The sequence below is a fragment of the Bacillus sp. BPN334 genome (assembly GCF_008368885.1).
GTDB lineage: Bacteria > Bacillota > Bacilli > Bacillales > Bacillaceae_G > Bacillus_A > Bacillus_A wiedmannii.
On record NZ_QOZW01000007.1, the window covers coordinates 62,600 to 87,141 of the forward strand.

25 protein-coding genes are annotated in these 24,542 nt (G+C 36.7%); 5 read left to right on the forward strand and 20 right to left on the reverse strand.

Translation table 11 applies throughout. From position 1 onward, the window contains the following. The first annotated feature begins 267 nt into the window (after positions 1-267). Complete coding sequence (gene dhaS / locus DN393_RS11125) at positions 268-1,752, forward strand: aldehyde dehydrogenase DhaS (RefSeq protein WP_064476941.1); 1,485 nt, start codon at positions 268-270, stop codon at positions 1,750-1,752. A 51-nt stretch (positions 1,753-1,803) separates the two neighbouring features. On the opposite strand, the gene fabG is transcribed toward dhaS, so the two are convergent. Further along, positions 1,804-2,544 carry a 3-oxoacyl-ACP reductase FabG gene (gene fabG / locus DN393_RS11130; protein WP_000395032.1) on the reverse strand — a complete coding sequence of 247 codons (741 nt, stop codon included), beginning with the start codon at positions 2,542-2,544 and terminating at the stop codon, positions 1,804-1,806. Between the two features lie 133 nt (positions 2,545-2,677). Here fabG and DN393_RS11135 point away from each other — a divergent pair, with 133 nt between their 5' ends. Continuing rightward, positions 2,678-2,827, forward strand: coding sequence for a YfhD family protein (locus DN393_RS11135; protein WP_001035806.1), 150 nt, complete (start codon positions 2,678-2,680; stop codon positions 2,825-2,827). A gap of 73 nt (positions 2,828-2,900) precedes the next feature. Here the strand turns inward: DN393_RS11135 and DN393_RS11140 are convergent, their stop codons facing one another. The 17 genes from DN393_RS11140 to fdhF all read right to left on the reverse strand — a co-directional run bounded on the left by DN393_RS11140 (position 2,901) and on the right by fdhF (position 18,367). Further along, positions 2,901-4,754: a terpene cyclase/mutase family protein gene (locus DN393_RS11140; RefSeq protein WP_064476942.1), complete on the reverse strand. Its 1,854-nt coding sequence runs from the start codon at positions 4,752-4,754 to the stop codon at positions 2,901-2,903. Between the two features lie 99 nt (positions 4,755-4,853). Next, complete coding sequence (locus DN393_RS11145) at positions 4,854-5,279, reverse strand: divergent PAP2 family protein (protein ID WP_000447816.1); 426 nt, start codon at positions 5,277-5,279, stop codon at positions 4,854-4,856. A gap of 78 nt (positions 5,280-5,357) precedes the next feature. Continuing rightward, positions 5,358-6,299 carry an EamA family transporter RarD gene (rarD, locus tag DN393_RS11150; protein ID WP_088047043.1) on the reverse strand — a complete coding sequence of 314 codons (942 nt, stop codon included), beginning with the start codon at positions 6,297-6,299 and terminating at the stop codon, positions 5,358-5,360. A 91-nt stretch (positions 6,300-6,390) separates the two neighbouring features. Continuing rightward, positions 6,391-6,639, reverse strand: coding sequence for a DUF1294 domain-containing protein (locus tag DN393_RS11155; protein ID WP_000871331.1), 249 nt, complete (start codon positions 6,637-6,639; stop codon positions 6,391-6,393). A gap of 158 nt (positions 6,640-6,797) precedes the next feature. After that, entirely contained in the window at positions 6,798-7,196 is a 399-nt protein-coding gene (locus DN393_RS11160; RefSeq protein ID WP_064476944.1) for a nucleoside triphosphate pyrophosphohydrolase family protein, read from the reverse strand. A 42-nt stretch (positions 7,197-7,238) separates the two neighbouring features. Next, positions 7,239-7,463 (reverse strand): hypothetical protein, encoded by a 225-nt coding sequence (locus DN393_RS11165; RefSeq protein WP_064476945.1) that lies wholly within the window; start codon positions 7,461-7,463, stop codon positions 7,239-7,241. Between the two features lie 15 nt (positions 7,464-7,478). Further along, a complete protein-coding gene (locus tag DN393_RS11170) occupies positions 7,479-8,528 on the reverse strand; it encodes a P-loop NTPase (protein ID WP_064476946.1) in 1,050 nt (349 codons plus the stop codon). 60 nt (positions 8,529-8,588) lie between these two features. Continuing rightward, positions 8,589-8,825, reverse strand: coding sequence for a molybdopterin converting factor subunit 1 (gene moaD / locus DN393_RS11175; protein ID WP_064476947.1), 237 nt, complete (start codon positions 8,823-8,825; stop codon positions 8,589-8,591). 4 nt (positions 8,826-8,829) lie between these two features. Then, the gene (gene moaE / locus DN393_RS11180) at positions 8,830-9,294 is read right to left on the reverse strand and encodes a molybdopterin synthase catalytic subunit MoaE (protein WP_064476948.1); all 465 of its coding nucleotides are present in this window, start codon (positions 9,292-9,294) and stop codon (positions 8,830-8,832) included. After that, positions 9,275-10,582, reverse strand: coding sequence for a molybdopterin molybdotransferase MoeA (gene moeA, locus DN393_RS11185; RefSeq protein ID WP_098111579.1), 1,308 nt, complete (start codon positions 10,580-10,582; stop codon positions 9,275-9,277). Before moeA ends, moaE begins: the two co-directional genes overlap by 20 nt. A gap of 18 nt (positions 10,583-10,600) precedes the next feature. Next, positions 10,601-11,617, reverse strand: a complete 1,017-nt coding sequence (locus tag DN393_RS11190) for a molybdopterin-synthase adenylyltransferase MoeB (RefSeq protein WP_064476950.1) — start codon at positions 11,615-11,617, stop codon at positions 10,601-10,603. Between the two features lie 24 nt (positions 11,618-11,641). After that, positions 11,642-12,421 carry a formate channel gene (locus tag DN393_RS11195; RefSeq protein WP_029439229.1) on the reverse strand — a complete coding sequence of 260 codons (780 nt, stop codon included), beginning with the start codon at positions 12,419-12,421 and terminating at the stop codon, positions 11,642-11,644. A gap of 200 nt (positions 12,422-12,621) precedes the next feature. Then, on the reverse strand, positions 12,622-13,638 hold the full coding sequence (gene moaA / locus DN393_RS11200) for a GTP 3',8-cyclase MoaA (protein WP_206704538.1): 1,017 nt from the start codon (positions 13,636-13,638) through the stop codon (positions 12,622-12,624). Positions 13,639-13,658: 20 nt separating this feature from the next. Next, the gene (gene fdhD, locus DN393_RS11205; RefSeq protein WP_000802678.1) at positions 13,659-14,456 is read right to left on the reverse strand and encodes a formate dehydrogenase accessory sulfurtransferase FdhD; all 798 of its coding nucleotides are present in this window, start codon (positions 14,454-14,456) and stop codon (positions 13,659-13,661) included. Between the two features lie 16 nt (positions 14,457-14,472). Further along, positions 14,473-14,817 carry a Na-translocating system protein MpsC family protein gene (locus DN393_RS11210; protein ID WP_000039582.1) on the reverse strand — a complete coding sequence of 115 codons (345 nt, stop codon included), beginning with the start codon at positions 14,815-14,817 and terminating at the stop codon, positions 14,473-14,475. A gap of 115 nt (positions 14,818-14,932) precedes the next feature. Next, a complete protein-coding gene (locus DN393_RS11215; protein ID WP_064476952.1) occupies positions 14,933-15,415 on the reverse strand; it encodes a helical membrane plugin domain-containing protein in 483 nt (160 codons plus the stop codon). Positions 15,416-15,427: 12 nt separating this feature from the next. Then, positions 15,428-18,367 carry a formate dehydrogenase subunit alpha gene (fdhF, locus tag DN393_RS11220; protein WP_098103037.1) on the reverse strand — a complete coding sequence of 980 codons (2,940 nt, stop codon included), beginning with the start codon at positions 18,365-18,367 and terminating at the stop codon, positions 15,428-15,430. A gap of 296 nt (positions 18,368-18,663) precedes the next feature. On the opposite strand from fdhF, the gene DN393_RS11225 reads away from it, so the two are divergent. The 3 genes from DN393_RS11225 to gerSC are packed head-to-tail and all read left to right on the forward strand — an operon-like array spanning position 18,664 to position 22,433. Then, the gene (locus tag DN393_RS11225) at positions 18,664-20,202 is read left to right on the forward strand and encodes a spore germination protein (protein ID WP_103655074.1); all 1,539 of its coding nucleotides are present in this window, start codon (positions 18,664-18,666) and stop codon (positions 20,200-20,202) included. After that, positions 20,199-21,296 carry an endospore germination permease gene (locus DN393_RS11230; protein WP_149173500.1) on the forward strand — a complete coding sequence of 366 codons (1,098 nt, stop codon included), beginning with the start codon at positions 20,199-20,201 and terminating at the stop codon, positions 21,294-21,296. The genes DN393_RS11225 and DN393_RS11230 overlap by 4 nt, the downstream gene beginning before the upstream one ends. Beyond that, complete coding sequence (gene gerSC, locus DN393_RS11235) at positions 21,297-22,433, forward strand: spore germination protein GerSC (RefSeq protein WP_064476956.1); 1,137 nt, start codon at positions 21,297-21,299, stop codon at positions 22,431-22,433. A 68-nt stretch (positions 22,434-22,501) separates the two neighbouring features. On the opposite strand, the gene DN393_RS11240 is transcribed toward gerSC, so the two are convergent. Both DN393_RS11240 and DN393_RS11245 read right to left on the reverse strand, forming a co-directional pair. Next, positions 22,502-23,884, reverse strand: a complete 1,383-nt coding sequence (locus tag DN393_RS11240) for an APC family permease (RefSeq protein WP_098103038.1) — start codon at positions 23,882-23,884, stop codon at positions 22,502-22,504. Between the two features lie 491 nt (positions 23,885-24,375). Next, positions 24,376-24,516 carry a hypothetical protein gene (locus DN393_RS11245; protein WP_001116184.1) on the reverse strand — a complete coding sequence of 47 codons (141 nt, stop codon included), beginning with the start codon at positions 24,514-24,516 and terminating at the stop codon, positions 24,376-24,378. Positions 24,517-24,542 lie beyond the last annotated feature (26 nt).

The following is a 24,542-nucleotide window of genomic DNA, read 5'->3' on the forward strand; positions in this document are numbered from 1 at the left end:
CCCTCCTCTCACGATGTATTATTGTACCATTGTTCTTCTAGTTTTTCCTACTAGAAAGCAAAAACAAGCAGGATTTTTTATAATCATATAGAAGACTCTCTTACATTACATATTTTTTACAATTGTAACACAAATGAAATTTGAATTTTCAGTATTTGTTAATTATGATTAAAATTAGAGGCTTTCCATCTAGTTCCCACATCCTTGATTTCGGAATAAACGCCGTCTCGTACTGCGTTTACATTATATTTTCAAGGGGGTTATACAATGAGTCAACTAGCTGTAAATCTTCATGAAAAGGTAGAAAAGTTTCTTCAAGGTACAAAAAAGTTATATGTGAATGGATCTTTCATCGAAAGCGCTTCCGGTAAAACATTTAAAACACCTAACCCAGCAACCGGCGAAACACTTGCTGTCGTTTCTGAAGCGGGTCGCGAAGATATTCATAAAGCTGTCGTTGCAGCTCGCATGGCTTTTGATGAAGGCCCTTGGTCTCGCATGAGCACTGCTGAGCGAAGCCGTCTTATGTACAAGTTAGCTGATTTAATGGAAGAACATAAAGAAGAGCTTGCACAGCTTGAAACGTTAGATAACGGAAAGCCAATTCGTGAAACAATGGCAGCAGACATACCACTTGCAATTGAGCATATGCGCTATTATGCTGGCTGGGCTACGAAAATTGTTGGTCAAACAATCCCTGTTTCTGGTAATTTCTTTAACTATACACGCCATGAAGCTGTTGGTGTTGTTGGTCAAATTATTCCTTGGAACTTCCCACTTCTTATGGCAATGTGGAAAATGGGAGCAGCGCTTGCTACAGGATGTACAATCGTTTTAAAACCTGCAGAACAAACTCCACTATCCGCTCTATACTTAGCTGAATTAATTGAAGAAGCTGGATTCCCGAAAGGAGTTATTAATATCGTTCCTGGATTCGGTGAATCAGCTGGGCAAGCACTGGTTAATCATCCACTCGTTGATAAAATTGCATTTACTGGTTCTACTCCAGTCGGTAAACAAATTATGCGACAAGCATCTGAATCATTAAAACGCGTTACACTTGAGTTAGGCGGTAAATCACCAAATATCATCTTGCCAGATGCTGATTTATCTCGCGCGATTCCTGGTGCACTTTCTGGTGTTATGTTTAACCAAGGACAAGTATGCTCTGCTGGATCACGCTTATTTGTTCCGAAGAAAATGTATGATAATGTCATGGCTGATCTCGTCCTCTATTCAAAAAAACTAAATCAAGGTGTCGGTCTTAACCCTGAAACAACAATCGGTCCTCTCGTTTCCGAAGAACAACAAAAACGTGTAATGGGCTACATTGAAAAAGGAATTGAAGAAGGCGCTGAAGTACTTTGCGGAGGAAGTAATCCATTCGACCAAGGCTACTTCGTTTCTCCTACAGTATTCGCTGACGTAAATGACGAAATGACGATTGCAAAAGAAGAAATTTTCGGTCCAGTTATTTCTGCAATACCTTTTAACGATATTGATGAAGTAATTGAACGTGCAAATAAATCACAATTCGGCTTAGCGGCTGGTGTGTGGACAGAAAATGTTAAAACAGCACACTATGTTGCAAGTAAAGTACGTGCTGGTACTGTATGGGTAAACTGTTATAACGTCTTTGATGCAGCATCTCCATTTGGAGGATTTAAACAATCCGGTCTTGGCCGTGAAATGGGATCTTACGCATTAAATAACTATACAGAAGTGAAGAGCGTTTGGCTCAACTTAAATTAATGAAAAAAGAACCTGGCCTATCCGGTCAGGTTCTTTTCATTATGTATTCCTTTAAACTTGTAGTCCTCCGCTCACATTCAATACTTCTCCTGTAATATAGGATGCGTATTCTGATGCTAAAAAGGCAGCTGCGTTCGCAATATCTTCTGGCGTTCCAATTCTACCAACTGGAATCGCACCGACCATCTTTTCTTTCACTTTATCTGGTATCGTTTTTGTCATATCTGTATCCATAAATCCTGGGCAAATCGCGTTACACGTAATGCCGAAACTTCCAACTTCTTTCGCTGCCGTTTTCGTTAAACCTACAACGCCTGCCTTCGTAGCCGCATAATTTGCTTGACCTATGTTTCCTTCTCTACTAATTGAAGATATATTAATAATGCGTCCATACCCTTGTTGTCTCATGTAAAGAAGCGCTGGTTGCATACAATAAAAAACACCTGTTAAATTTACTTGCAGTACTTGTTCCCATTCTGGTTTCTCCATTTTATGTAACATAGCATCTCGCGTAATTCCTGCATTATTTACTAAAATGTGCAGTGTACCAAATGTTTGGACAGCGTATTCAATTAAGGACTTCGCATCATTTTGATTACTCACATCACAACGATACTGCTTCACTTCATATCCTTCATCTGATAATTCACGTGTCGTTTTTTGTAGCTTCTCTTCATTTACATCGCTAATTAATACTTTAGCCCCTAGTTTTGCATAAACCCTTGCAATCTCTTTTCCAATTCCCTGTGCAGCTCCTGTTACTACAGCTGTTTTCCCATTTAAAAACTCCATCCCTATCCCTCATTTCTATTACTTATACTGTATATTTCGGCTCTTTACTTCCCAATTCCTCTTTGTATAAAAAAGTCTATTTGTGTCAAACTAACTTTGCAACGTCGCATAAAACACAAGGAGATTGTGTCGAATGAACAAAAAAAATTTCAAGCAAAACAAAGCTGCTGATGGCATTGATGTTGAGTTCTCTCGTGAACTCGCTGACCACAATGACTTAGAAGCAAACGCACGTGCAAATGCCGCTGATGCACGTCAAAAACGCCAGTCAACAGAAAAATAAGGAACGCACAACCTTATTCTTTTCAACAGGGACCTACTACCCAACAAAAATAAACCGAGAGATATCTCTCGGTTTATTTTTGATATTGTTTTATATAATGTGCCAAAGTAAGTAGCGGATATATATGAGCGTAGCTATGGTAATAAATATAAAACCCACCTGGTAAACCTGTTCCGGTAGGATATTTTTCATTCACATAAGGATTCGCAAGCAAATATGAAATACCTTTTCGAATAGCTGGTGTTTCTTTATCATAGTAAGAAATGAGAGCATCTAACGCCCATGCTGTTTGGGATGGTGTACTGAATGGTAAAGTAACGAACTTTTTTTCCACACTACTGTGGCACGATTCCCCCCACCCACCATCTTCATGCTGTATATGTTCCAGCCATAAAGCTGCTCGTTTCATTGATGGATTGCTAGATGGAATTCCGAGTGACCGTAAACCAGTCATAACAGCCCACGTACCATATATATAACAAATCCCCCATTTCCCATACCATGATCCATTTTCTTCTTGCACATTCATTAACCAATTTATCGCACTTTGTTTTTGTTTCTCAGGCAATTCATTTTGCGCGTATGTCCCGAAAAGCTCTAACACTCTTCCTGTAATATCTGGTGTCGAGGGATCTGTAATCATATCGCTTGCATTTTCGATTGGTAAATTTGCTAATAAATTACTCGTCACACCTTTTTCAAACGCTCCCCAACCACCATCATTATTTTGTAATCCTTTAACCCAATTGACCCCTTTCTTCCAAGCATTATCTACATTTTCGTTCCCTCTACTTCTTGCCAACGCTCTTAGCACAGCTGTTGTATCATCGACATCTGGAATTGTCGTATTCACATCCGAAAAACCCCAACCGCCTGGAGTCAGCGCCGGAGCATGTACGCTCCAATCAGCTTTTTTTGTATGCTGTTTTTTTAATACATACGCTGCTGCGTGTTGAATCATCTTATTATCTTTCGAAGTGTAGGCCTCTTGTAACGTATAGCTGAGTAAAGCCGTATCCCATACAGTTGAAGGAGAGTTTTGCAAATGATTCCCTCTTTCCATCTTCCATATATAAGATGTTATCCCTGCTATAGCTTTTTGAATCATTGATGATTGAAGAGAATGTCCTAACGCGAGTAAAGCATAAATCATATAAAATGAGGCAGTTGCGTAACTATATAACGTTCCATTTTCATCAATACGCTCTTTCATAAAACGTTCGACTTCCTCATATCCTTTATGGTGTAAAGAAAGTGGATACGATATGATTTGTTTTACATCACTTAATAACGTTTGAAACAACGGAGACCGCTCCTCCCGAAACCATTCCCCGCCCCCGCCTGCGATATGATTTAAATTTGGCAGTAACTTTTTTCCTACTCGAAATCTTTTATTTAAACAAACCATCATCGGAATTAAATGGATACGTGCTGAGCTACTCAATTCAAATATACTGAGGGGTGAATCATTTTGCAGAAACATAATAGGTGTTGGCAAATGAAAAAGCGAAGGGTATTCATATTCTCCATGAATTGCTAATAAAAACTTCGTCATAAAATGAGCACGCGCCACGCCTCCACGTTCCTTAATAAACATTTCGGCCCGCCTCATATTCGCATCTTCTTTTGTATATTTTTTTGAAGCTAGTAAGGCAGCATAAGATTGAATTGTAGCAGATAAATTGCCACCCACTTCATCTTCATACAATTTCCATGTTCCTTCATTTGTTTGAAGTGATGCTAATCTTTTTACAAACGGTTCTATTTCTTTATCTCTACCTAATAATTTTAATAAAAAAATCATATGGCAATCTGTTAATGGTGCTCCTTCAAAACAAAACTGCCACGTACCATCTTGCCGTTGCATCGTTTGAAGTGCAGTTGTTCTTCTCGCTATTTCTTCATGCACTTTTTCATATAATAACAAGTTACTCACCCACCCTTTCGAAATCCGTATAACGATATTCAAAAAGGTAGCTAAATATGTATGAAAACAAAGAAAAACAGAACATATAAAATGTTCTGCTCATAAGCAATATCCCACTCCGACAATAATCCCTACTAAAGCACCGACTACTACTTCATACGGTGTATGCCCGACAAGTTCATTTAACTTCTTATATTCTGTTTGTCTACCGTGAAAGAACTCATTCAATATTTTCGCTTGTTTACTAACTGCAAGTCTTACTCCTGAAGCATCATACATAACAATTATTGCAAAGATAGCAGCAATAGCAAATAAGGTACTTTCCACACCTTCCACAACGCCAACACCTGTCGCAAGTGCTGTAACAGTTGAAGCATGAGAACTCGGCATCCCACCTGAAGCGAAAAACTTTGCAAAATCAAATTCACCCGTTTTGAATAATTTAAAGACTACTTTCGTTAATTGTGCTAGAAACCATGAAATTACAGCGGCCATAAGCGGATCATTATGTAAAATTGTTTCCACGTTCTCAGCTCCCTACTGACTATAATGGAAATCTATATAGTATCAGTATAAAGAAAAATGCGTAGAAAATACTACGCATTATGATACTTTTGCTGATTTATTTTTTATAAATTTCGGTTGTTTCTGCACTAAAAACTTTGTTTTCGCTATTGAAAACACAAATAATGCAACCCATATACAGAAAAATGCCATCATATGAGTAGATGTGAAATGTTCACCAAATACGAATACACCTAAAATTAAACTAATCGTTGGTGCAATATATTGTAAAAATCCTACCATATAAAGCGGAATAAGTTGTGCTCCTTTTGCAAAATAAAAAAGTGGTAAAGCTGTAACGATACCTGCTCCTATTAATAGTAACGTCGATAACATGGAAATAGATCCAAATGAACCGAATCCATGCGCTCCTGTCATAACGAGATAGATAATCGCAAACGGCGTCACTAACATTGTTTCCATCGTAAGACCAATTGTCGCATCATAGTTTAACAATTTTTTCGTTAATCCATATAATCCAAATGAAAAGGCAAGTGATAAAGAAACCCACGGAATAGATCCGAAACGCACTGTTAAAATGATAACCCCTACTCCAGCTAAACCAACTGCAACATATTGCCAAAAGTTTAACTTTTCCTTTAATACAACTGTACCAAGTAAAATACTAATAAGCGGATTAATATAATATCCAAGACTTGCTTCAATAACATGATTATGATTAACGGCCCATATGTAGACAAACCAGTTTCCGCTAATCAAGACTGAAGCTATTGTTAATGACATTAATAATTTAGGTCGTTTAAAAAGATTCACGAACTCCCCAATAAACTGACGAAATCTCTTCGTAACACCTAATACAAGTAACATAAAAACGAACGCCCAAACAATGCGGTGTGCTAATATTTCATCTGCTGGAACTTCCTCAACCCATTTCCAATAGATTGGTAGGATTCCCCACATCGTATAAGCACCAGCCGCATATATAATCCCTTTTTTTTGCTGTGCTGATTGACTCCCCATCTTCCCTTTTCTCCTCTTCTCGTTTTTCTCCATTATACGGTCCCGCATGCTCACTTTACCAATAATCAATCTGCAATTCTTTCGACATTTCTCATACAGCAAAAAGTAAACATACTGTTATAACGACAAGTAACGGTATACCGAAAACAAATTTCTTTTTATGTGTTTTATGGTGAAACATATACATACCAATCCAAGCACCAACTGCGCCTCCAGCTACCGCTGATAAAAACAACGTACTTTCTGGCGTTCTCCACTGTTTCTTCTTCGCTTTTCGTTTATCAAGCCCCATAAGGCTAAAAGCTATAACGTTAATAATAATAAAATAAATCCATTTCATCGCTTTCTCTCCCTATGAAAAATTCGCTTAATGGTAACATGAAAAAAAGATGGAAACAACTGAAGAACTCTTTTTATTAATTAGTTACCTTTATATTTAAATAACCAACTAAAATTGCAGTTAAAGCAATTAAATAGAAAGATATTATGAGCAGAATCTTATATTGCCTTCCCTTCATCCACTACCATATCATCGAAAAAACTTCTCTCAATCTCTTTTTCATCAAAATGCAGAACTACAATTAGTCCTACATATAAAGAAACGAAATTTAGAAACCATTTCCCATTATCATCTTTCTTAGCTAAACATTTAAATATCTCTTGAAATTGCATACGTTCATCTGCAGCAACAACCGGGCGCACACCAAAATATTTCAATACGAAATGTAGGTTCAGCTGCACGGATAATGATAAAATATATTTTAATATCTCCGTATACTCCGCACTATCTTTTTGACTATACAACTTCACAAGCTTTTGATGTAAAGTAGAAATCGATAATTCTTCTTCAGTCACTTTAGTTGCTTCTATCGTTTCAATCATCTTTTTCATATCCATTACATTCATCCCTTCTGCAAAAAAACAAAAGCCAAAGCGTATTTATTTTATAATCAGCAATAATTGAGTATTTCTCATCTCTCGTTCATCTTCACTAACTAAGTCATACTTTTTTAAAAGATGAAAGATATCATTTAATATTTCCTGTGAATGATTCCCTCCCAAAAATCCCTTTAACTCTTTAAAAATCACTTCCGGTAAAAAACTCTTCTGACTTTCAAGCTTATTCATTACATCTTCCATAGAATGATCGATATTACACGCCATACTAAACTTCCCCCTCTATCCTCTATAAATAATATCCTCCGCTAACGATGTAAACACTTCTCCTACAAGAGACTCTTCATCATATACAGATGAACCGTTATTTTCTTCTCGTTTTGCAAAAGGTATTTGTGCAATCACTTCTGTTTGCAATTGTTCTGCAAGCATTTCGCCGCCACCTTTTCCGAAGAGATAATTTTTCGATCCATCTTGTTCTTCATAATAAGCCATATTTTCTACAATACCTAAAATCTCGTGTTTCGTATGTTTTGCCATAACACCTACTCTAGATGCTACGAATGAAGCTACGTTGTGTGGTGTTGTAACGATAATTTCTTGCGCCTGCGGGATCATTGCTGCAACATCAATAGCTACATCTCCTGTGCCAGGTGGTAAATCAAGAAGTAAATAATCTAATTCTCCCCAGTGCGTATTCGCAAGGAAATTTTGAATCCATTTATTTAACATCGGTCCGCGCCACATAACTGGGTTATTTCCTTCCGTAAAAAATCCCATCGACATAATTTTAACACCGTGACTAACAACTGGAATTGCTGTTTGATCAATCATCGTCGGTTTTTGATTCGTTTCCATCATAGCTGGAATGCTAAAACCATACATATCTGCATCTAATATCCCCACTTTTTTGCCCATACGAGCTAAAGCAGTTGCAAGGTTAATTGTCACCGTTGATTTTCCAACTCCACCTTTACCGCTCGTTACAGTAATAAATCGTACCCCTGAATCAAGGCGAAGCATGCTCGGCATTCCAGTTTCTGTTCTACTATTTTTCTTTAACTTCTCTGTTAGCGCAGCTCGTTCTTCTTGTGTCATAGAACCAAATGTCAAATCTACTTTAGATGCACCAATTGCCTGAAGAGACTCTTCCACATCTTGTTGAATTTTTACCTTTAATGGACAACCTTGAATCGTTAGCACTACTTCAAGTTTAACCTCTGTTCCATTCATTTGTATATTTCTAACCATATTTAATTCTACAATACTTTTGTGTAACTCCGGATCCTCTACATGTTTTAATGCGTTCATTATTTGTTCTTGAGTAATCATAGAACTCATCCCTTCTCGTATTCGAATTTATATACAACATCTTCTTGGCGAAAAAGCTTATTATCCCCCACTAACGGGCGGGATTAATGCGACTATATCTCCAGCTTTTATCATCTCTTCATCCGTTACAAACTCTTCATTAACAGCCACAATCACTCTATCAAGCGATTGTAAGCAATAGCTTGCTTTGAACCATTCTTTTAATTGCTGAACTGTCATTTCTTGCTTTTCTAAAATTACTAGTCGATCCGATCCGACTTCCTCACGTAAATTTGCGAACAATAAAATTGTAATCATCTTCTCATTCTTCCTTCTTCGGTTTTCCATCCGGATATGCCGTATTTTCAAGTTGATCTCCAATCCACATCGTTCCATCTTCCCAAAATTCTTTTTTCCAAATTGGGACGATTCGTTTTATACGTTCAATCGCGTATTCATTCGCTTCATACGCTACTTTACGATGCGGTGATGAAACTGCAATAACGACCGCAATATCCATGATTTCTAACCGCCCTACTCGGTGCGTAATTGCTACTTTTGCGTCCGGCCATTTTCCATTAATTTCTTCATCAATTTTCGTAAGTTGTTTTACTGCCATCGGTTTATATGCTTCATACTCTAAATGTAATGTTCGTTTTCCTTTTGTTAACTCTCTCACCGTACCAATAAAAGTTGTAATTGCACCTGCTTCTCTTCTTGCGACTTTATTCGTTACTTCTTCAACTACAATCGGTATATCTACAATCTCAAATAGCGCTTGTCCCATTAGAAACACCTCTCACTTTATAAAATGCCCAAGGCCATTCACTACCTTCGTTATCTTCCAGCAAGAGAACATCTACGAACATATCTTTTTTATAACCTCTCGTACCACCTGGAAGTACAATAAATATATTTGTCTCTGCTAGAGAAGAAACCGAGCTAGATTTATCGAACCCTGACGGATAAGCAATTAATTGCCCTTCGTTATATGTCAGTTTTGCTCGCACAAATCTTGTAAATGGATTTGGTTTTAGAAAATCTTCTCCTAATAACGCTTTTTCTCTTTTTACATGTGCTTTCTCACTAAACATATACGTCCGAATACACGGTCTTACAAATAATTCAAATCCTACGTAACAAGCAGATGGATTTCCTGATAAACCAAATAATAACTTGCCATTTAATTGCGCTACAGTCGTAACACTTCCTGGCCGCATTGCAACTTTATTGAAAAGAACCGATGCACCTAACTTTTCGTAAATAGCTGGTAAATAATCGTAATCCCCTACTGATACACCGCCTGTTGTAATGAGCATATCCACTTGGCTTAACGCTTCTTTTACAGCTGTGAAACATGTATGAAAATCATCGCTAAACTTCCCAAAATATTTTACTCTTCCGCCCGCTCTTCGAATTTGAGACAATATCATATACGTATTACTATTTCGGATTTTCCCTGGCTGTAATGAATCATTTACATCCAGTAATTCACTACCAGTCGCTAACAATCCAATTACAGGCTTTCTTGCCACTGGTACCTCACTATATCCGAACGTAGCAAGCAGAGCAGAAATACCTGGATGAATGTATGATCCTTTTTTTGCAAGAACCGTTCCTTTACGAGCATCTTCACCTTGAAAAGAAATATTGTCGCCCATTTTGAATAATCGCTTCACTTCCATATAATTGTTGCCAGCTTCCTCATATTGACGAGTCAACTCTAACATAACAACCGCATCACACCCATTCGGAATTTGTGCTCCCGTCATAATTCGAACTGCTTGAAACGGACCTACTTTCTCGTGGAATATTGATCCCGCACCAATTTCACCAACTACTTCAAACACAATTGGCGTTTCATAACTTGCTACATTCGTATCTTCTGCTCTAATAGCAAATCCGTCATACGGTGAACGATTGAATGAAGGTACATCATGGTCAGCTACTAAATCCTCCGCTAATATACGCCCGTAAGCTAATTCAATAGGTAGTAGCTCCTTTAATCCCTCATTAGCAAATCCCATTACTTTACGAACAGCTTCTTCAACCGTAATTGGCACTCTTCTTTCCATTATTGACAACCCTTTCTATTAACCGAATACGCGATAATATAATTGTTTCGCTTTCGAAATATCATTTGTACCATGAATGAAAACACGACCATCCTGAAAAATAACGACGCGGTAATCATCTAATTGGCAAGATAGTAAATACGGATTCCGATCTACTTTCCCCAGTTTTTTTAATACGTTTTCTATATCGTCAAAATCGTACTTCCTATTTTCTACTGGCCTAATTTGCACTGTATTTCTTCCGCATAAAGCAGCTACCTTCGTTTGGTTTTCGTATGATAAATAAGGATAAGTTCGATTCGAACCGCACGAAGGGCAATCGTCTGTTTTTATTTTCCCTAGTTTTATAAAATGATTTTGATTACTCCATATATCAAACATGAAAAATGTTTTTCTAATTGCTGAGAAATCTCCTACTAAAATTTTGAATGCTTCCGCCACTTGATATGCTGCGACAATTTGAACAGTCGGGCTAATAATTCCAGCTGTATCACATGTCACACCTGTAACAGGAACGTTCTTCAGCACACAATGTAAACATGGGGTCTTTTGCGGAATAACTGTATAACTCATACCGTACGATCCAACGCAAGAACCATATACCCACGGGATATTATGTTTTTGTGATAAGTCATTTATTACAAATCGAATATCAAAATTATCTGTTGCATCAATTATTACATCTACATTTTTTAATAGGTCTTCCATGTTTTCTGCACTTGCATCCATTAAGAAGGCATCTATGTGTACTTCCGAATTAATTCGCTCTAACCGGTTTTTAGCAGCAATTGCTTTCGGCATTTTTTCTCTCGCATCTTGTTCAGAGTACAATTGTTGCCTTTGTAAATTACTCCATTCAACGTAGTCACGATCAATAATCGTCAACTTACCAATACCTGCACGTACGAAACTTTCAGCACTTGCACTTCCTAATGCGCCTGCTCCTACAATTAACACATGTTTATTTCGAATTTTTTCTTGCCCTTTACTCCCAATTGGTTTGAACAACTGTTGTCGTGAATACCGCTCAGCCATTACATACCCTTCCTCTCACGAGCTCTATTTCATATTAGAATGTTGTTTTTGATAACAAGCAAAGTAAGCAAATCCAACAAATCCAGCTCCTCCAATTACATTTCCAATAAAGACAGGAACAAAATTTCTAGCAAGGTCCATCCACGTCAGATGACCTGCAAAAATAACTGCTGAGATGACAAACATATTTGCTACCACTTGCTGAAATCCAATCACTACAAATGCCATAATGGGAATCCAAATTCCGATTATTTTTCCGACAAAATCACTCGTTCCATAAGCGAGCCAAAGCGCCAGACAAACGAGCCAATTACAACCAATTGCTAAAATTAAAGTTCTCCCAAACGATTCATGTAACTTTCCTTCTGCTATCGCTACCGTTTTATTTAAATAATCTCCCTCTGTTAATCCGCCAAGATGACCGAAACAATACGCTACGAAAATAGCTCCCACGAAATTCATGAAAGTAATCCAAATCCAGTTATTTAATACACTTACCAATGTAATTTTCTTTGCATATAGGGCCATAGACAGTGACATCATATTTCCAGTAATTAATTCTCCTCCTGCTAATACGACGAGCATCAGTCCAACAGGAAAAACCGCTCCTCCTAATACATTGACTAAGCTCCCCCAGCGCTCAGGTAAATTACCTAAAACACGAATGTTAAGTAAAAAACCGAGCGAAATAAACGCTCCTCCTAAAAAACCGAGAATAAGCATTGCTGGCAACGTCTGACTTACTTTTTGAACACCGGCCTCAATTACGAGTTCAGCAATTTGTTCCGGTTTATGAAATGCCATTACTAATTCCTCCATTTTCTCCAAATAAAAAAGCAGCTTCAAAAAACCTCCTCAAAATAAAGGTTTTTGAATGCTGCTTAATTTCTCTGCACATCTTTTACAGAGATATCAATCATCATTTTTACTATAAAATAGAAAATCTACAAACGTTGCACATTTTCCATTTTGTATATACTTCATCATAGCGTCACTTTTATATATCAACCACCAATATGTGACATTTCAATTTTAGGTATTCTTTTTTTACTTGTATTATTTAAGCGTTCATCTGAATAACGATCTTCTCTATTGTTCCATATATCGCGTACGATATATGTTATTTCCTCGTCAGTGTATCCAGATCGAAGTAGTTCTCTCAAGTCATTTCCTTTAGAAGCGAACAAACAAGTATATAATTTTCCTTCTGCAGAAATACGTGCTCTCGTACATGATGAACAGAAGGAATCTGTTACTGATGAAATAATGCCTATTTCTTCATCACTTCCAATATAACGATAGCGAGTAGCAACTTCACCTGCATAATTCGCTTCTATCCGTTCTAATGGCATAACTTGATGAATGGCATCTACTATTTCTTGTTTCGAAACGACCTCTTTTAACTCCCAACCGTTATAATTCCCAACGTCCATATACTCAATAAAACGAAGAATATGCTTATTTCCCTTAAAGTATTGCGCCATCTGCAAAATATCTTGTTCATTTTTCCCTTTTTGAACGACCATGTTAATTTTAATTTTCATACCAACTTCAGCTGCAGCCTGTATTCCTTCCAGGACCCTTTGCACTTTGCTTCTATTACCATTCAAATAGAAAAACCGATCTTCTTCTAAGGAATCTAAACTAACTGTCACACGTGATAAACCCGCCTTATATAAATCAGGAGCAAACTTTTTCAGTAGTGATCCATTGGTTGTTAAACCGATATCCTCCACACCATCTATTTTATTAAGACGCTCAATAAGCTGCGGAAGACCTCTTCGAAGTAACGGTTCTCCGCCCGTAATTCGTAACTTTCTTACACCTAAAGAAACAAAAATACGTGTTATCCTTTCAATCTCATCAAAAGATAAAATTTTATCATTAGACAAAAACGAATAATCCGGACCAAATATTTCTTCTGGCATACAATAGCGACAGCGAAAATTACAGCGATCAGTAACAGAAATACGTAAATCCTTTAAAGGGCGTTGTAGTTTGTCTAATGTGACAGATTTCATCTTTATTGCCTCGCTTTTACTTATTTTATATTTATAACACGCTCTGGATGCGTATATACATTTAAGGATTGATTCCGAATAAACCCTATCGTAGTAATACCTAATTCTTCTGCTAGCTGCAAAGCCAACTCGGTTGGAGCTGATTTTGACAGTATAATTTCACAACCGATCTTTGCAACTTTCAATAATATTTCCGAAGAAATACGACCACTAAAAACAATAATTTTATCTTTTATAGAAATATTATTTTTTAAACAATAACCGTAAATTTTATCTAACGCATTATGCCTACCGATATCCATTCGGCTTAAAATAATGCCATTCACATCGCACAAAGATGCATTATGAACGCCGCCTGTATGACGAAATGTCTCCGCAGATTGCTGCATTTCTTTCATTAACCGAAAACAGTCCTCTACATCAACCTTTACATGGATACCATTCATTTTTTTAGCGCTTAGTGCATCATTTGCAAAAACAAACCCTTGTCTACTCATACCACAACAGGAAGTAATATATCGTTTATTTTGCATTTGTTCATAATACGGATTTACTTTTGTCGTTGTTACATGTACAAATCCTTCTTTTTCCTGTACCCATATGTCATCAATATCTTCATACTTCCGAATGATTCCTTCAGATGCCAAGAACCCGATTACCATGTCTTCTATATATTCTGGAGTACTAACCATTGTAACAAACTCCTGTCCGTTCATTTTGATCGTGACTGGAAACTCTGTTACAATGCTGTCCTCTATATGCTTAAACGCCCCTTGTTCATAACGGAAGATTTCTCTTTCTACCTGTATCGGTTTCACGATCAGTATCCTTCTCTCACGTTATATTTTTATCAAAAACAAATACCGAAACTGCAATATCCTCTTCTACTTTCATATCTGAAAATAAATTCACTAATTTCGCTCCAACAAGTTCCTCCAAATGTTCACGGGAATTCGCAGCATACACTTCTTGAATCATTTTCGTTCTAGCCATATGAACCATTTCCGCACCGTCCATCGTACTTGAAATGAATTTTTCAGTAGGTGTTAAGTTTCCATAAAGGGTTGCAATCGCCATATTTTCAGCAAATACAGTATGAATTCTTTCTGGCCCTTTTCCGAAAAGTTCTTTTCGAAGTTTTCGTATCATATCATTAAATTCATGTACTTTTTTTGACATACAATTATACCTCCCAAAAGCCTCATTTTACTTTATTATATATTTTACCAAAATGATCCTTCCGCCCAAACTATTTCGTACAAACATTTGGGCGAAATAGTTCACTTCATGAAGTTTATTCGTCTTTTAACCCTTTCCCCATACCTTTTAAGAAATGAAGTCCAAACCCGATAGCACGGTTAATGTCTGGGTCTTTCAATACTTTCATAAGATCGAATACCCCTACTTTTTTGTTACTCTCTAGATGTTCATTACCTTCTTCTAGTCCTACTAATAAGCTACCTATAAGCTTTTTCGTAAGCCCCGGATCAAGTTCTGTTAAAGCACCCGCAGCACCCATCATATTATTAATTAAATTTGTAACAGGCTCACGAGTCACTTGGCCAAGAACAATCTTTGCGATTGGTTCTTTCGCCTTTAGCATAGAATTTGCAGCTTCTAGCATTCCGATGTCATTTAATTCCCCAACAATATTAAACATTTGCTTTAAAGCTTCTTCATTATTAGCTAGGAGCTCTTTTAAATCATCTAATTTTTGCTGTTTTATTTCTTCCTCAGTTAATTCTTGTTTTTGAATCATTTTTATAGGTGCAGCCATATTTTTCTCCTCCTACTTATCCGTTAAATGCACATACCCTGGACGTGCCCACTTACGATTTATCTCAATACCAGCTTGAGGATGGCGTTTTTTGTTACGCGGGTTCGCTTTTGGCATCGGATTTGCGCCATCAACTTCTAGCACTTCCATACGCACTTTCGTTTGTTTATAAGCAGGTGTGTTCGTACGTACGTCCACAGCAGGACCTGTTAAGAAATTAATTGCTGTTTCATTATCTGTAGAGTTCATCGGTAAATATAACTCATTCGCTTTTACACGGTCTGTTACAAGTGCACGTAATTTTAATGCTCCAAAAGGAGAGACAAGGCGAACTAATGAACCTGTTTTCACTCCACGTTCTTTTGCAAGTGCTGGAGAAACTTCAACAAACACACCAGGTACTTTCGTTTGAATACCTGTTGATTTATTTGTCATATTCCCTTCATGGAAATGTTCAAGCATACGACCGTTATTAATGTGAAGATCGAACTCCGCTGGGAATTCAGCTGGACGTACCCAGTCAGCAATTGCAAAACGAGCTTTTTTATCTGGGAAGTTAAATCCATCTTGGAACAGAAGTGGTGTATTCGTTCCATCAAAACTTCCCCAATGGAAACTATTCCATCCTTCAAGTACTTCATAATTTGCTTGTGAGAATAGTGGTGATAAACTTGCCATTTCAGCAAAAATTTCACTTGGATGGCTATAATTCCAGTTTGCACCTAATTTATTCGCAATCTCCTGCACAATCCACCAATCTGGCTTCGCATCTCCAAGCGTAGGAAGAACTTGATACAATCTTTGTACACGACGCTCTGTATTTGTGAAAGTACCTTCTTTCTCAAGAGACGGTGCTGCCGGTAATACAACATCTGCATATTGAGCAGTTTTAGATAAGAAAACGTCTTGCACAACGAAGAAATCAAGGCTTGATAACACTTCATGTACGTGGTTCGCATTAGAGTCTACAAGAGCCATATCCTCTCCGACAAGATACATAGCTTTCATTTTCCCTTCATCAATTGCGTGAAGCATTTCAATATTATTAAGACCTGGTTCACTATTAATTTTCACTCCGTAAGCCATTTCAAATTTCGCACGTTCCATATCGTTAGTAACGTGCTGATATCCAGGAAGCCATCCTGGTAAAGTACCCATATCACAAGCACCTTGTACGTTATTATGGCCTCGAAGTGGATATGCACCAGCACCTGGACGACGATAATTACCTGTTGCAAGCAGTAAGTTTGAAATCGCAGCGGAAGTATCCGATCCACCTGTATTTTGCGTTACTCCCATACCCCAAAGGATACATGTACCATCTGCATCACGAATCATTTCAGCCATTTGAATAAGTGCTTCTTTTGAAATACCAGTCATTTCTTCTGCATATTCAAGTGTATATTCTTTCAGACTCTCTTTGAAATCTTCAAAGAAGTTTACATTCTCATCAATAAATCGTTGATCGTGCCAGCCTTGGTCAATCATATATTTCGTAACAGCCATTAACCATACTTGATCTGTTCCTTGTTTTGGACTAATAAAGATGTCTGAACGCTCTGCCATTTCTGTTTTACGAAGATCAGCCACAATTAATTTTTGTCCGTGTAATTTATGCGCACGTTTAATACGTGTAGCTAAAACAGGATGACCTTCTGTCGGATTACAACCTACAATAATAACAAGACCGGATTTTGCGATATCTTTAATCGTTCCAGCATCTCCACCCATACCAATTGTACGGAATAATCCGTCCGTCGCTGGTGATTGACAATAACGTGAGCAGTTATCAATATTATTCGTTTCAAATACTTGTCGAGCTAATTTTTGAATAACATAATTGTCTTCATTCGTAATTTTAGATGAAGAAATAAAACCGATAGCATCTTTACCGTATTCTTCTTTAATAGATCCTAATTTACTTGCAACTACATTTAGTGCTTCTTCCCATGTAGATTCAACAAACGCTCCATTTTTACGAATTAAAGGTTTCGTAATCCGTTCCTTAGAATTTACGAAATCCCAACCGAATTTTCCTTTTACACAAGTAGAAATTGCGTTAACTGGCGCATCAGAAGAAGGCTGTACTTTAAGAATTTTACGCCCTTTCGTCCACACTTCAAATGAACAACCTACACCACAAAATGTACATACTGTTTTCGTTTTCTTCGTACGAGTATCACGCATGGCCGCTTCCACTTCTGATACCGCAAAAATTCCGCTATATCCAGGCTCAACTTCTTTAATTAAATCTACCATCGGTTCAAGAATATCTGGTTTTAATCCCGTCATAAATCCAGCTTCACCGAGCATCGTTTTCTCCATTAAAGCATTACAAGGGCAAATGGTTACACATTGACCACAGCTCACGCATGAAGAATCATTAATATTTACTCCTTCATCCCAAATAACTCGTGGGCGTTCCGCTTCCCAGTCTATTGATAACGTTTCATTTACTTGTAAGTTTTGACATACCTCAACACATTGACCGCATGCAATACATTGATTAGGATCGTAGCGATAAAACGGATGCGTCATATCAACTTCACTTGCATCTACTTTTGGTTCATAAGGATATTTTTGATGTTCAATCTCCATTAATTCTGCTGTATTATGCAGTTTACAGTTCCCATTGTTGTTGTCACATACTGTACAGTATAATAAATGATTTTCTAGTAACCGATCCATTGCCTCTGTTTGTGCTTCTTTGGCATGAGCAGAATTACGTTCAATGTTCATACCTTCTGTCACTACTGCCGAACAAGAGCGCACTAACTTTCCGTCAACCTCTACAATACAAGTGTCACATGTTTGAATAGGATCTACTTCTGGCACGTAACAAATTTGCGGATGTTCAATCCCGTTCTCATTAATAACACCCAATATCGTTGAACCAGGCTCCGCTGTATACTTTTTTCCGTCAATTGTAATATGAACCATGTTGTTATTCATGGTCTTTCCCCCTTTTTGAGAATAAAAAAACTCCACCACGAAAATATACGCACCACATTTCGGCACGTTATCATCATGGTGGAGTAGTTTATTAGCACATCTTGCTAAAATACCAATCCATTTATTCATAAATAAAACGATAGATTCATAACAGGTCATATCACGATTCCATCTTTAACACTATAATTATAGCGTTAAAGCTAAAAATATACAATATAAAATTTAAACTACGCATATGTCAGCACGGAACTATCCATAATAACCCATATAAAACATAACAAGGAGTAAGCGAACAAATGGGGTCTTTTAATAAATGGATACGTGGTGAAAAATCTTTCTCTGCACAAGAACAAGCTGATCACCTTTTAAATAAATCTATCTCTTCCTCTCTTTCCCTTAATCTAAAGCACTTGTCCAAACTTTTTAGCGGTATTCCAGAATTAATTACACGTACTTTTCCGTTAAAAAACGGAAAAGAAGCTGCAATTATATATATGGAAGGACTTGTAGACAAAACTGTTATTAACATTGATATTCTTCGCCCTCTCCTATTTAAAGAGTGGAATGAAGATGATTGTTGGGAATCCTCAGTTACAGTCGGGAATATAAAGAAAGTTCAGCAGTGGTCAGACATTGAACAGTCCCTTTTACATGGTAAAAGCATTTTATTTATAAACGGACAACTTACAGCATTAGAACTAGATACACAATCGGCGCCAAAAAGAAGTATTGAAGAACCTACAACAGAAACTGCCATAAAAAGCTCACACGAAGGGTTTAATGAAGTAGCGAGCGACAGTCTTGCACTTATTCGTCGATATATTCCAAATCGCGAATTGAAAGTGAAGGAATTCACTGTTGGTGAACGAGCTACTTCAAAGGTTTTTTTGCTGTACTTAGCAGACGTTGCAAACGAAGGCGTTGTACAAGAAATGGCATGCCGCATCGAATCAATCAAAGTGGATGCCATTATTACTACCGGAGAATTAGAAGGGTTTGTTGAAGATAATTCCTATACTCTCTTTCCGCAATTATCAATAACCGAACGCCCTGATACAACGGCCCATCACATTTTGGATGGACGAATTGCTGTTGTTGTAGACCGCTCACCCGGCGTATTAATTGGACCTATGACCTTTTCATCTTTTTTTCAGACGATAGATGATTACAGCTTTAGGCCAATGATTCCATCTTTCATTCGATTACTTCGTTTCACCGGATTATTTATTGCAATATTTGCACCAGCTCTTTATATTGCTATGATTTCCTTTCATTATGAAGTGATTCCTCTTAAATTATTGTTAACAATTGGAGAATCTCGAGCTAAAATTCCTTTTCCTCCTATATTAGAAGCACTTTTGATGGAATTAGTACTTGAAATGCTCCGCGAAGCTGCGGTTCGGCTTCCTGGTCCCGTTGGACAAACGATTGGAGTCGTAGGAGGGATTGTCATTGGACAAGCTGCTGTTCAAGCAGGAATAGTAAGTAATGTTATGGTAATCGTCGTATCTATTACTGCAGTCGCTTCTTTTATCATCCCTAACATGGAAATGTCAGCAGGAATTCGGCTTCTTCGCTTTCCAATGATGATAACCGCTTCTTTGTTTGGGGTCATTGGAATTATGGTCGGGATGGCAGTTATCATCATCCATATTCTTTCTATGGAATCACTTGGTGTTCCTTATGGTAGTCCTTTTTCTCCGTCATTTGCTTCGGATTTAAAAGACATTCTTGTACGGTTACCATGGAAACTAATGAAGAAACGACCACTATCCCTTAACTTAAAACAAGAGAATCGACAACGCGATATAGAAGAAACGGAGGAAGATAAGTGACAAAGCGTGCAAAGAGGGAGATTAGTTTATTTCAATACATTTTAACAATTAGTGGTGTTCAAGTAGGGTTCGGTGTCCTTACACTGCCACGTGAAGTTGCGCAAGGGGCGAATACAGATGGCTGGATGTCTATTATAACAGGATGCGCTATCACTACTTTAGTCAGTCTATGTATTGTAAAAATTATGGAAAAACATCCCGGGTATACTTTACTTGATGTGCTAACTCGTTATCTTGGGAAGTGGCTAGGAAGAGTAGGAATGATTTTTTGGATTTTATATGCTGTTCTTGCAGCTGTATCCTTAATTTTTTCCCTCTTATACGTTATTCACATTTGGATTTTACCTAGATCTCCAATGTTTTTAATCATGATGTTATTATCTATCCCAATGGTTATGCTCGCATGTAAAGGTGTTCTTATTATTAGCCGCTATGCTGTTTTTACTGTCTTATTTACACTCTGGATGCCATTGCTATTATTTATCCCACTTAAAGACGGGCATTGGGTTTATCTTCTTCCTCTCCTTAAAGAGGGATGGCTACCAGTTTTCAACACAGTAAAATCAACTATTATTGCCTTTCTCGGATTTGAGTTTGCATTCGTCCTTTATCCTTATCTCAGTAATAAATCATCTGCAAAAAAAGGAATCGTTATTGCAAATATGATTACTTTATTCGTTTACCTGCAAGTTACATTCGTTTCTTTCCTTTATTTTAGCCCAGATGGTATAACTAAGTTTTTATGGCCTACCCTTTCTCTCGTTACACCATTCCACTTTTCATTTCTGGAACGATTTGAAATTATCTTTTTGTCATTTTATCTCTTCATTATTTTTGATTCTTGCATTCCTTATATTTTTACTGCCTCAGATGGAATCAATCAATTACTTAACAAAAAAGGGAGTTCATTACCTATTTGGTTATTGTTATTCGGGTGTGTTTTCGTTTTATTCTTTTATATCCCTTCTTCTTATCAAATAAGTGCCTTGCGGGATTTTTGGGGAACTGCAAGTTATTTTATCGTTTTTCTATTCCCGGTCTTCTTTCTCTTATACATGACACTTTATCAGCATTGGAAAAGGAGAAAAATTTAAATGAGACGCTTTATTCATTTCACTATACTTTGCTTTCTCATAATCTTTTTAACAGGTTGTGGAGATCGGCTCGACTTAGAAAAACAATCGATTTCATTAATTTACGGTTTTGACGCAAAAGCAAAAGGAAAATTAATTGTGTACCACGTAAACCCTATTTTTAATGAGGATGTAGAGAAAAAGTACGAAACTCATGAAGCGAAAGTACGTACGCCTCGAGAAGCAAAAGCCACGTTTAATAGTTCAAGTAGTGGCTTAGTGTCTACAGAAAAATTACAGCTCATTTTATTTAGCACGAAGTTTTTAAAACAAGAAGGAGCTATGCCTTACCTTGATGTTTGGTATCGAGACCCTAAAAACACAGGAAATATGCGTATGGTTGCAGTAGACGGTCCAATTTCTTCAGTTATATATAATAACTTTAAAGATAAGCCTGCACTTCCTGAATATTTAACAGATTTAATTAATACGAACAAACTATACAATCGAACCGTGTTTACGACATTCCATGAATTTCATAGGCAAACTTTTAATAAAGGTATAACACCTGCTATCTCAGAAATAAAAAAAGGGAAAAAAGATGTGATTGTTACCGGCTCTGCACTATTAACTTCTCGTGGAATCTATAAAATGTCTTTAAATCGATATGAAAGTGCCCTTCTTCTTATGTTGCAAAAGAAAGCGAATATACCCGTTTCACTTACCCTGAAAATCCCTTCTCATTCAGTTGAAAGTAATAGTCATCTAAAAGATACCGTCGGCGACGATTTCGTAACAATAAATGTTCTTAGCATCAATCGTGATATCCATACAGGCTATAACGATAACCACTTTAAATTTAATATTGCAATGGATTTTAAAGTTTCCGTATCTGAACTTACATTCAACATGGATATAGATAAAGATAGAAAAAAATTAACTTCACTTATTACAAAACAACTAAACAAAGATTTAAACGATTTAATCCACAAAATTCAAAAACAGCAACTTGATCCATTCGGATTTGGTGATTATGCGAGAGCGTTTCAATATAAGGAGTGGAAAACGGTTGAAGACGATTGGCCGAGTGCCTTTTCAAAGGCTAATGTGAAAGTAGCACCTACTATTAAAATTTTAGAGAATGGGATTATTAAATAATAAAAACACGCTACCTGTTCTTATAAGTAGCGTGTTTTTATTTACATTACAATTATTATTTCAATGGACTATACTCTATTTCCATTTCTAACATTACTGTGTTTTTTAGCATATACAAAATATATAAATACACCTATTATTACCCATGCTACAAAACTAATTAACGTAAGCTCAGAGAGGTTCAAAGCTAAATATATACAACTTACTATTGAAACGATTGGTAAAAAAGGTACTAGCGGCGCACGGAATGGCCTTTTCATATTAGGATGTGTCTTTCTTAATACAATAACAGCTATAGATACAAAAACAAATGCTGTTATCGTTCCCATATTCACTAAATTAGCTAATAAATTCAAATCCACTAATCCTGCTAATAAAGCTGCAATAATACCCGTAACCCACGTATTAAAAAATGGGGTTTGTAAACGTTTATGTACACTTGAAAGTCTTTTTGGTAACAACCCATCTCGACTCATCGAATAAGATACACGAACAAATGCAAACATAGCTACTAATAGAACTGTCGTTAGCCCCGCTATCGCCCCCACCGATAACAATCCAGCAATTCTATCTTCTCCCACAATACGCAATGCATATGCAACTGGATCAGCGACATTCAACTCCGTAAACGGAACCATTCCAGTTAATACAAATGAAACACCTACGTATAGAATGGTACAAATGAACAATGAAACCAGTAGCCCAATTGGCACATTACGTTGTGGACGCTTCACTTCCTCTGCAGCTGTTGCAACTGCATCAAATCCTAAAAAAGCAAAAAATACAGTAGCAGCACCTCCTACTACACCATGAAAACCAAAAGGTAGAAATGGTTGCCAGTTCTCTGGTTTTACATATTGTGTCCCTACAACAATAAACCCTACAATAACAGCCAGTTTAATAATAACCATTATATTATTTATTCGTGCACTTTCTTTTGCACCACGACTTAATAAAAATGTAACAACTAAAATAATAAGAACTGCTGGTAAATCAATAATTCCACCCTTTCCCATACCAGGTGCCGAAGCAAAGATCGTAGGGATGTGAATATTAAACCCTAGTAACAATGACTGAAAATACGCTGACCATCCTGCAGCTACCGCAGAAGTCGCTAATAAGTACTCCAACATAACGCACCAACCGACTATAAATGCAAAAATCTCACCTAGTGTCATATATGTATATGAATATACACTTCCCGAAACTGGAACTGTAGAAGCAAATTCAGCATAACAGAAAGCTACACACGCACATACAATCGCCGCTAATATAAACGATAATACAATCGCTGGGCCAGCATGTTTCGCTGCTACAATACCTGTTAATACGAAAATCCCTGTACCAATAATTGCTCCAATCCCTAAAAGAGTTAAGTCAATTGCACCTAAAGTTTGATTCAATACTTTTTTCTTTTCTTCATCCATTGTTTTCTTTATTAAAAGACTCATTCATTGAAACCTCTTTTTCAAGTTTATCTCTTACTTATTGCAATCTTTATTACTGTTCTGTTTAAAAAATAAAAATATACATAATTCACTCTCCATAAACTTAATAATTTAATAAAAGACTGAAAAATCAATCTTTTTAAACTGTAGTAAATTGTAAAACAATTAATTCAGCAACACATCACTAAGAATGCTGATTGAATTTATCATACAATTAATTATATTGTCAACAATAAAATTAATTAAACAATAACGGTTAATTATGTATCAAATGTTATTTTTAAACATAATTATTTTCTTGAAAACATTGTTCCTTCTCATCTTTATATTTATACTCATTTTTTTATATTGATTTTTATACATTTTTCATTATATGAAATTTAAGAAACATCATCGTATCCTTAACTGAACTGTTATCTTCAAATAACAATCCAGTTAAGGATATGGAACCATTTAAAGCAAATAAAAAGTGCAGATTTTCATCTGCACTTTTTTTATTCTTCTACTTCAGCTTCTGCACTGTTATTTTCAAGATGTTCCTTCTGAGCCTTTTCTTGTAGCTCAGCTGAAATCATTCCATAATAAATTTCTGGATACAATCCAAATATTTGATATACACTTCCTAAAAACGGCATCGGAATCCCTCTTTTCTAAAGTTGTA

Excerpts from the sequence above, each read along its gene's own strand:
- DN393_RS11155 (WP_000871331.1), bottom strand. The coding sequence starts at position 6,639 with ATGAAATGGATTTATTTTATTATTATTAACGTTATAGCTTTTAGCCTT.
- DN393_RS11195 (WP_029439229.1), bottom strand. The coding sequence starts at position 12,421 with ATGGCATTTCATAAACCGGAACAAATTGCTGAACTCGTAATTGAGGCC.
- fdhF (WP_098103037.1), bottom strand. The coding sequence starts at position 18,367 with ATGAATAACAACATGGTTCATATTACAATTGACGGAAAAAAGTATACA.
- dhaS (WP_064476941.1), top strand. The coding sequence starts at position 268 with ATGAGTCAACTAGCTGTAAATCTTCATGAAAAGGTAGAAAAGTTTCTT.
- moaA (WP_206704538.1), bottom strand. The coding sequence starts at position 13,638 with ATGAAATCTGTCACATTAGACAAACTACAACGCCCTTTAAAGGATTTA.
- DN393_RS11240 (WP_098103038.1), bottom strand. The coding sequence starts at position 23,884 with ATGAGTCTTTTAATAAAGAAAACAATGGATGAAGAAAAGAAAAAAGTA.
- moaE (WP_064476948.1), bottom strand. The coding sequence starts at position 9,294 with ATGGGACAAGCGCTATTTGAGATTGTAGATATACCGATTGTAGTTGAA.
- DN393_RS11215 (WP_064476952.1), bottom strand. The coding sequence starts at position 15,415 with ATGGCTGCACCTATAAAAATGATTCAAAAACAAGAATTAACTGAGGAA.
- DN393_RS11210 (WP_000039582.1), bottom strand. The coding sequence starts at position 14,817 with ATGTCAAAAAAAGTACATGAATTTAATGATATGATACGAAAACTTCGA.
- rarD (WP_088047043.1), bottom strand. The coding sequence starts at position 6,299 with ATGGGGAGTCAATCAGCACAGCAAAAAAAAGGGATTATATATGCGGCT.
- DN393_RS11160 (WP_064476944.1), bottom strand. The coding sequence starts at position 7,196 with ATGGATATGAAAAAGATGATTGAAACGATAGAAGCAACTAAAGTGACT.
- DN393_RS11170 (WP_064476946.1), bottom strand. The coding sequence starts at position 8,528 with ATGATTACTCAAGAACAAATAATGAACGCATTAAAACATGTAGAGGAT.
- gerSC (WP_064476956.1), top strand. The coding sequence starts at position 21,297 with ATGAGACGCTTTATTCATTTCACTATACTTTGCTTTCTCATAATCTTT.
- DN393_RS11190 (WP_064476950.1), bottom strand. The coding sequence starts at position 11,617 with ATGGCTGAGCGGTATTCACGACAACAGTTGTTCAAACCAATTGGGAGT.
- moaD (WP_064476947.1), bottom strand. The coding sequence starts at position 8,825 with ATGATTACAATTTTATTGTTCGCAAATTTACGTGAGGAAGTCGGATCG.
- DN393_RS11245 (WP_001116184.1), bottom strand. The coding sequence starts at position 24,516 with ATGCCGTTTTTAGGAAGTGTATATCAAATATTTGGATTGTATCCAGAA.
- DN393_RS11225 (WP_103655074.1), top strand. The coding sequence starts at position 18,664 with ATGGGGTCTTTTAATAAATGGATACGTGGTGAAAAATCTTTCTCTGCA.
- moeA (WP_098111579.1), bottom strand. The coding sequence starts at position 10,582 with ATGGAAAGAAGAGTGCCAATTACGGTTGAAGAAGCTGTTCGTAAAGTA.
- fabG (WP_000395032.1), bottom strand. The coding sequence starts at position 2,544 with ATGGAGTTTTTAAATGGGAAAACAGCTGTAGTAACAGGAGCTGCACAG.
- DN393_RS11165 (WP_064476945.1), bottom strand. The coding sequence starts at position 7,463 with ATGGCGTGTAATATCGATCATTCTATGGAAGATGTAATGAATAAGCTT.
- DN393_RS11135 (WP_001035806.1), top strand. The coding sequence starts at position 2,678 with ATGAACAAAAAAAATTTCAAGCAAAACAAAGCTGCTGATGGCATTGAT.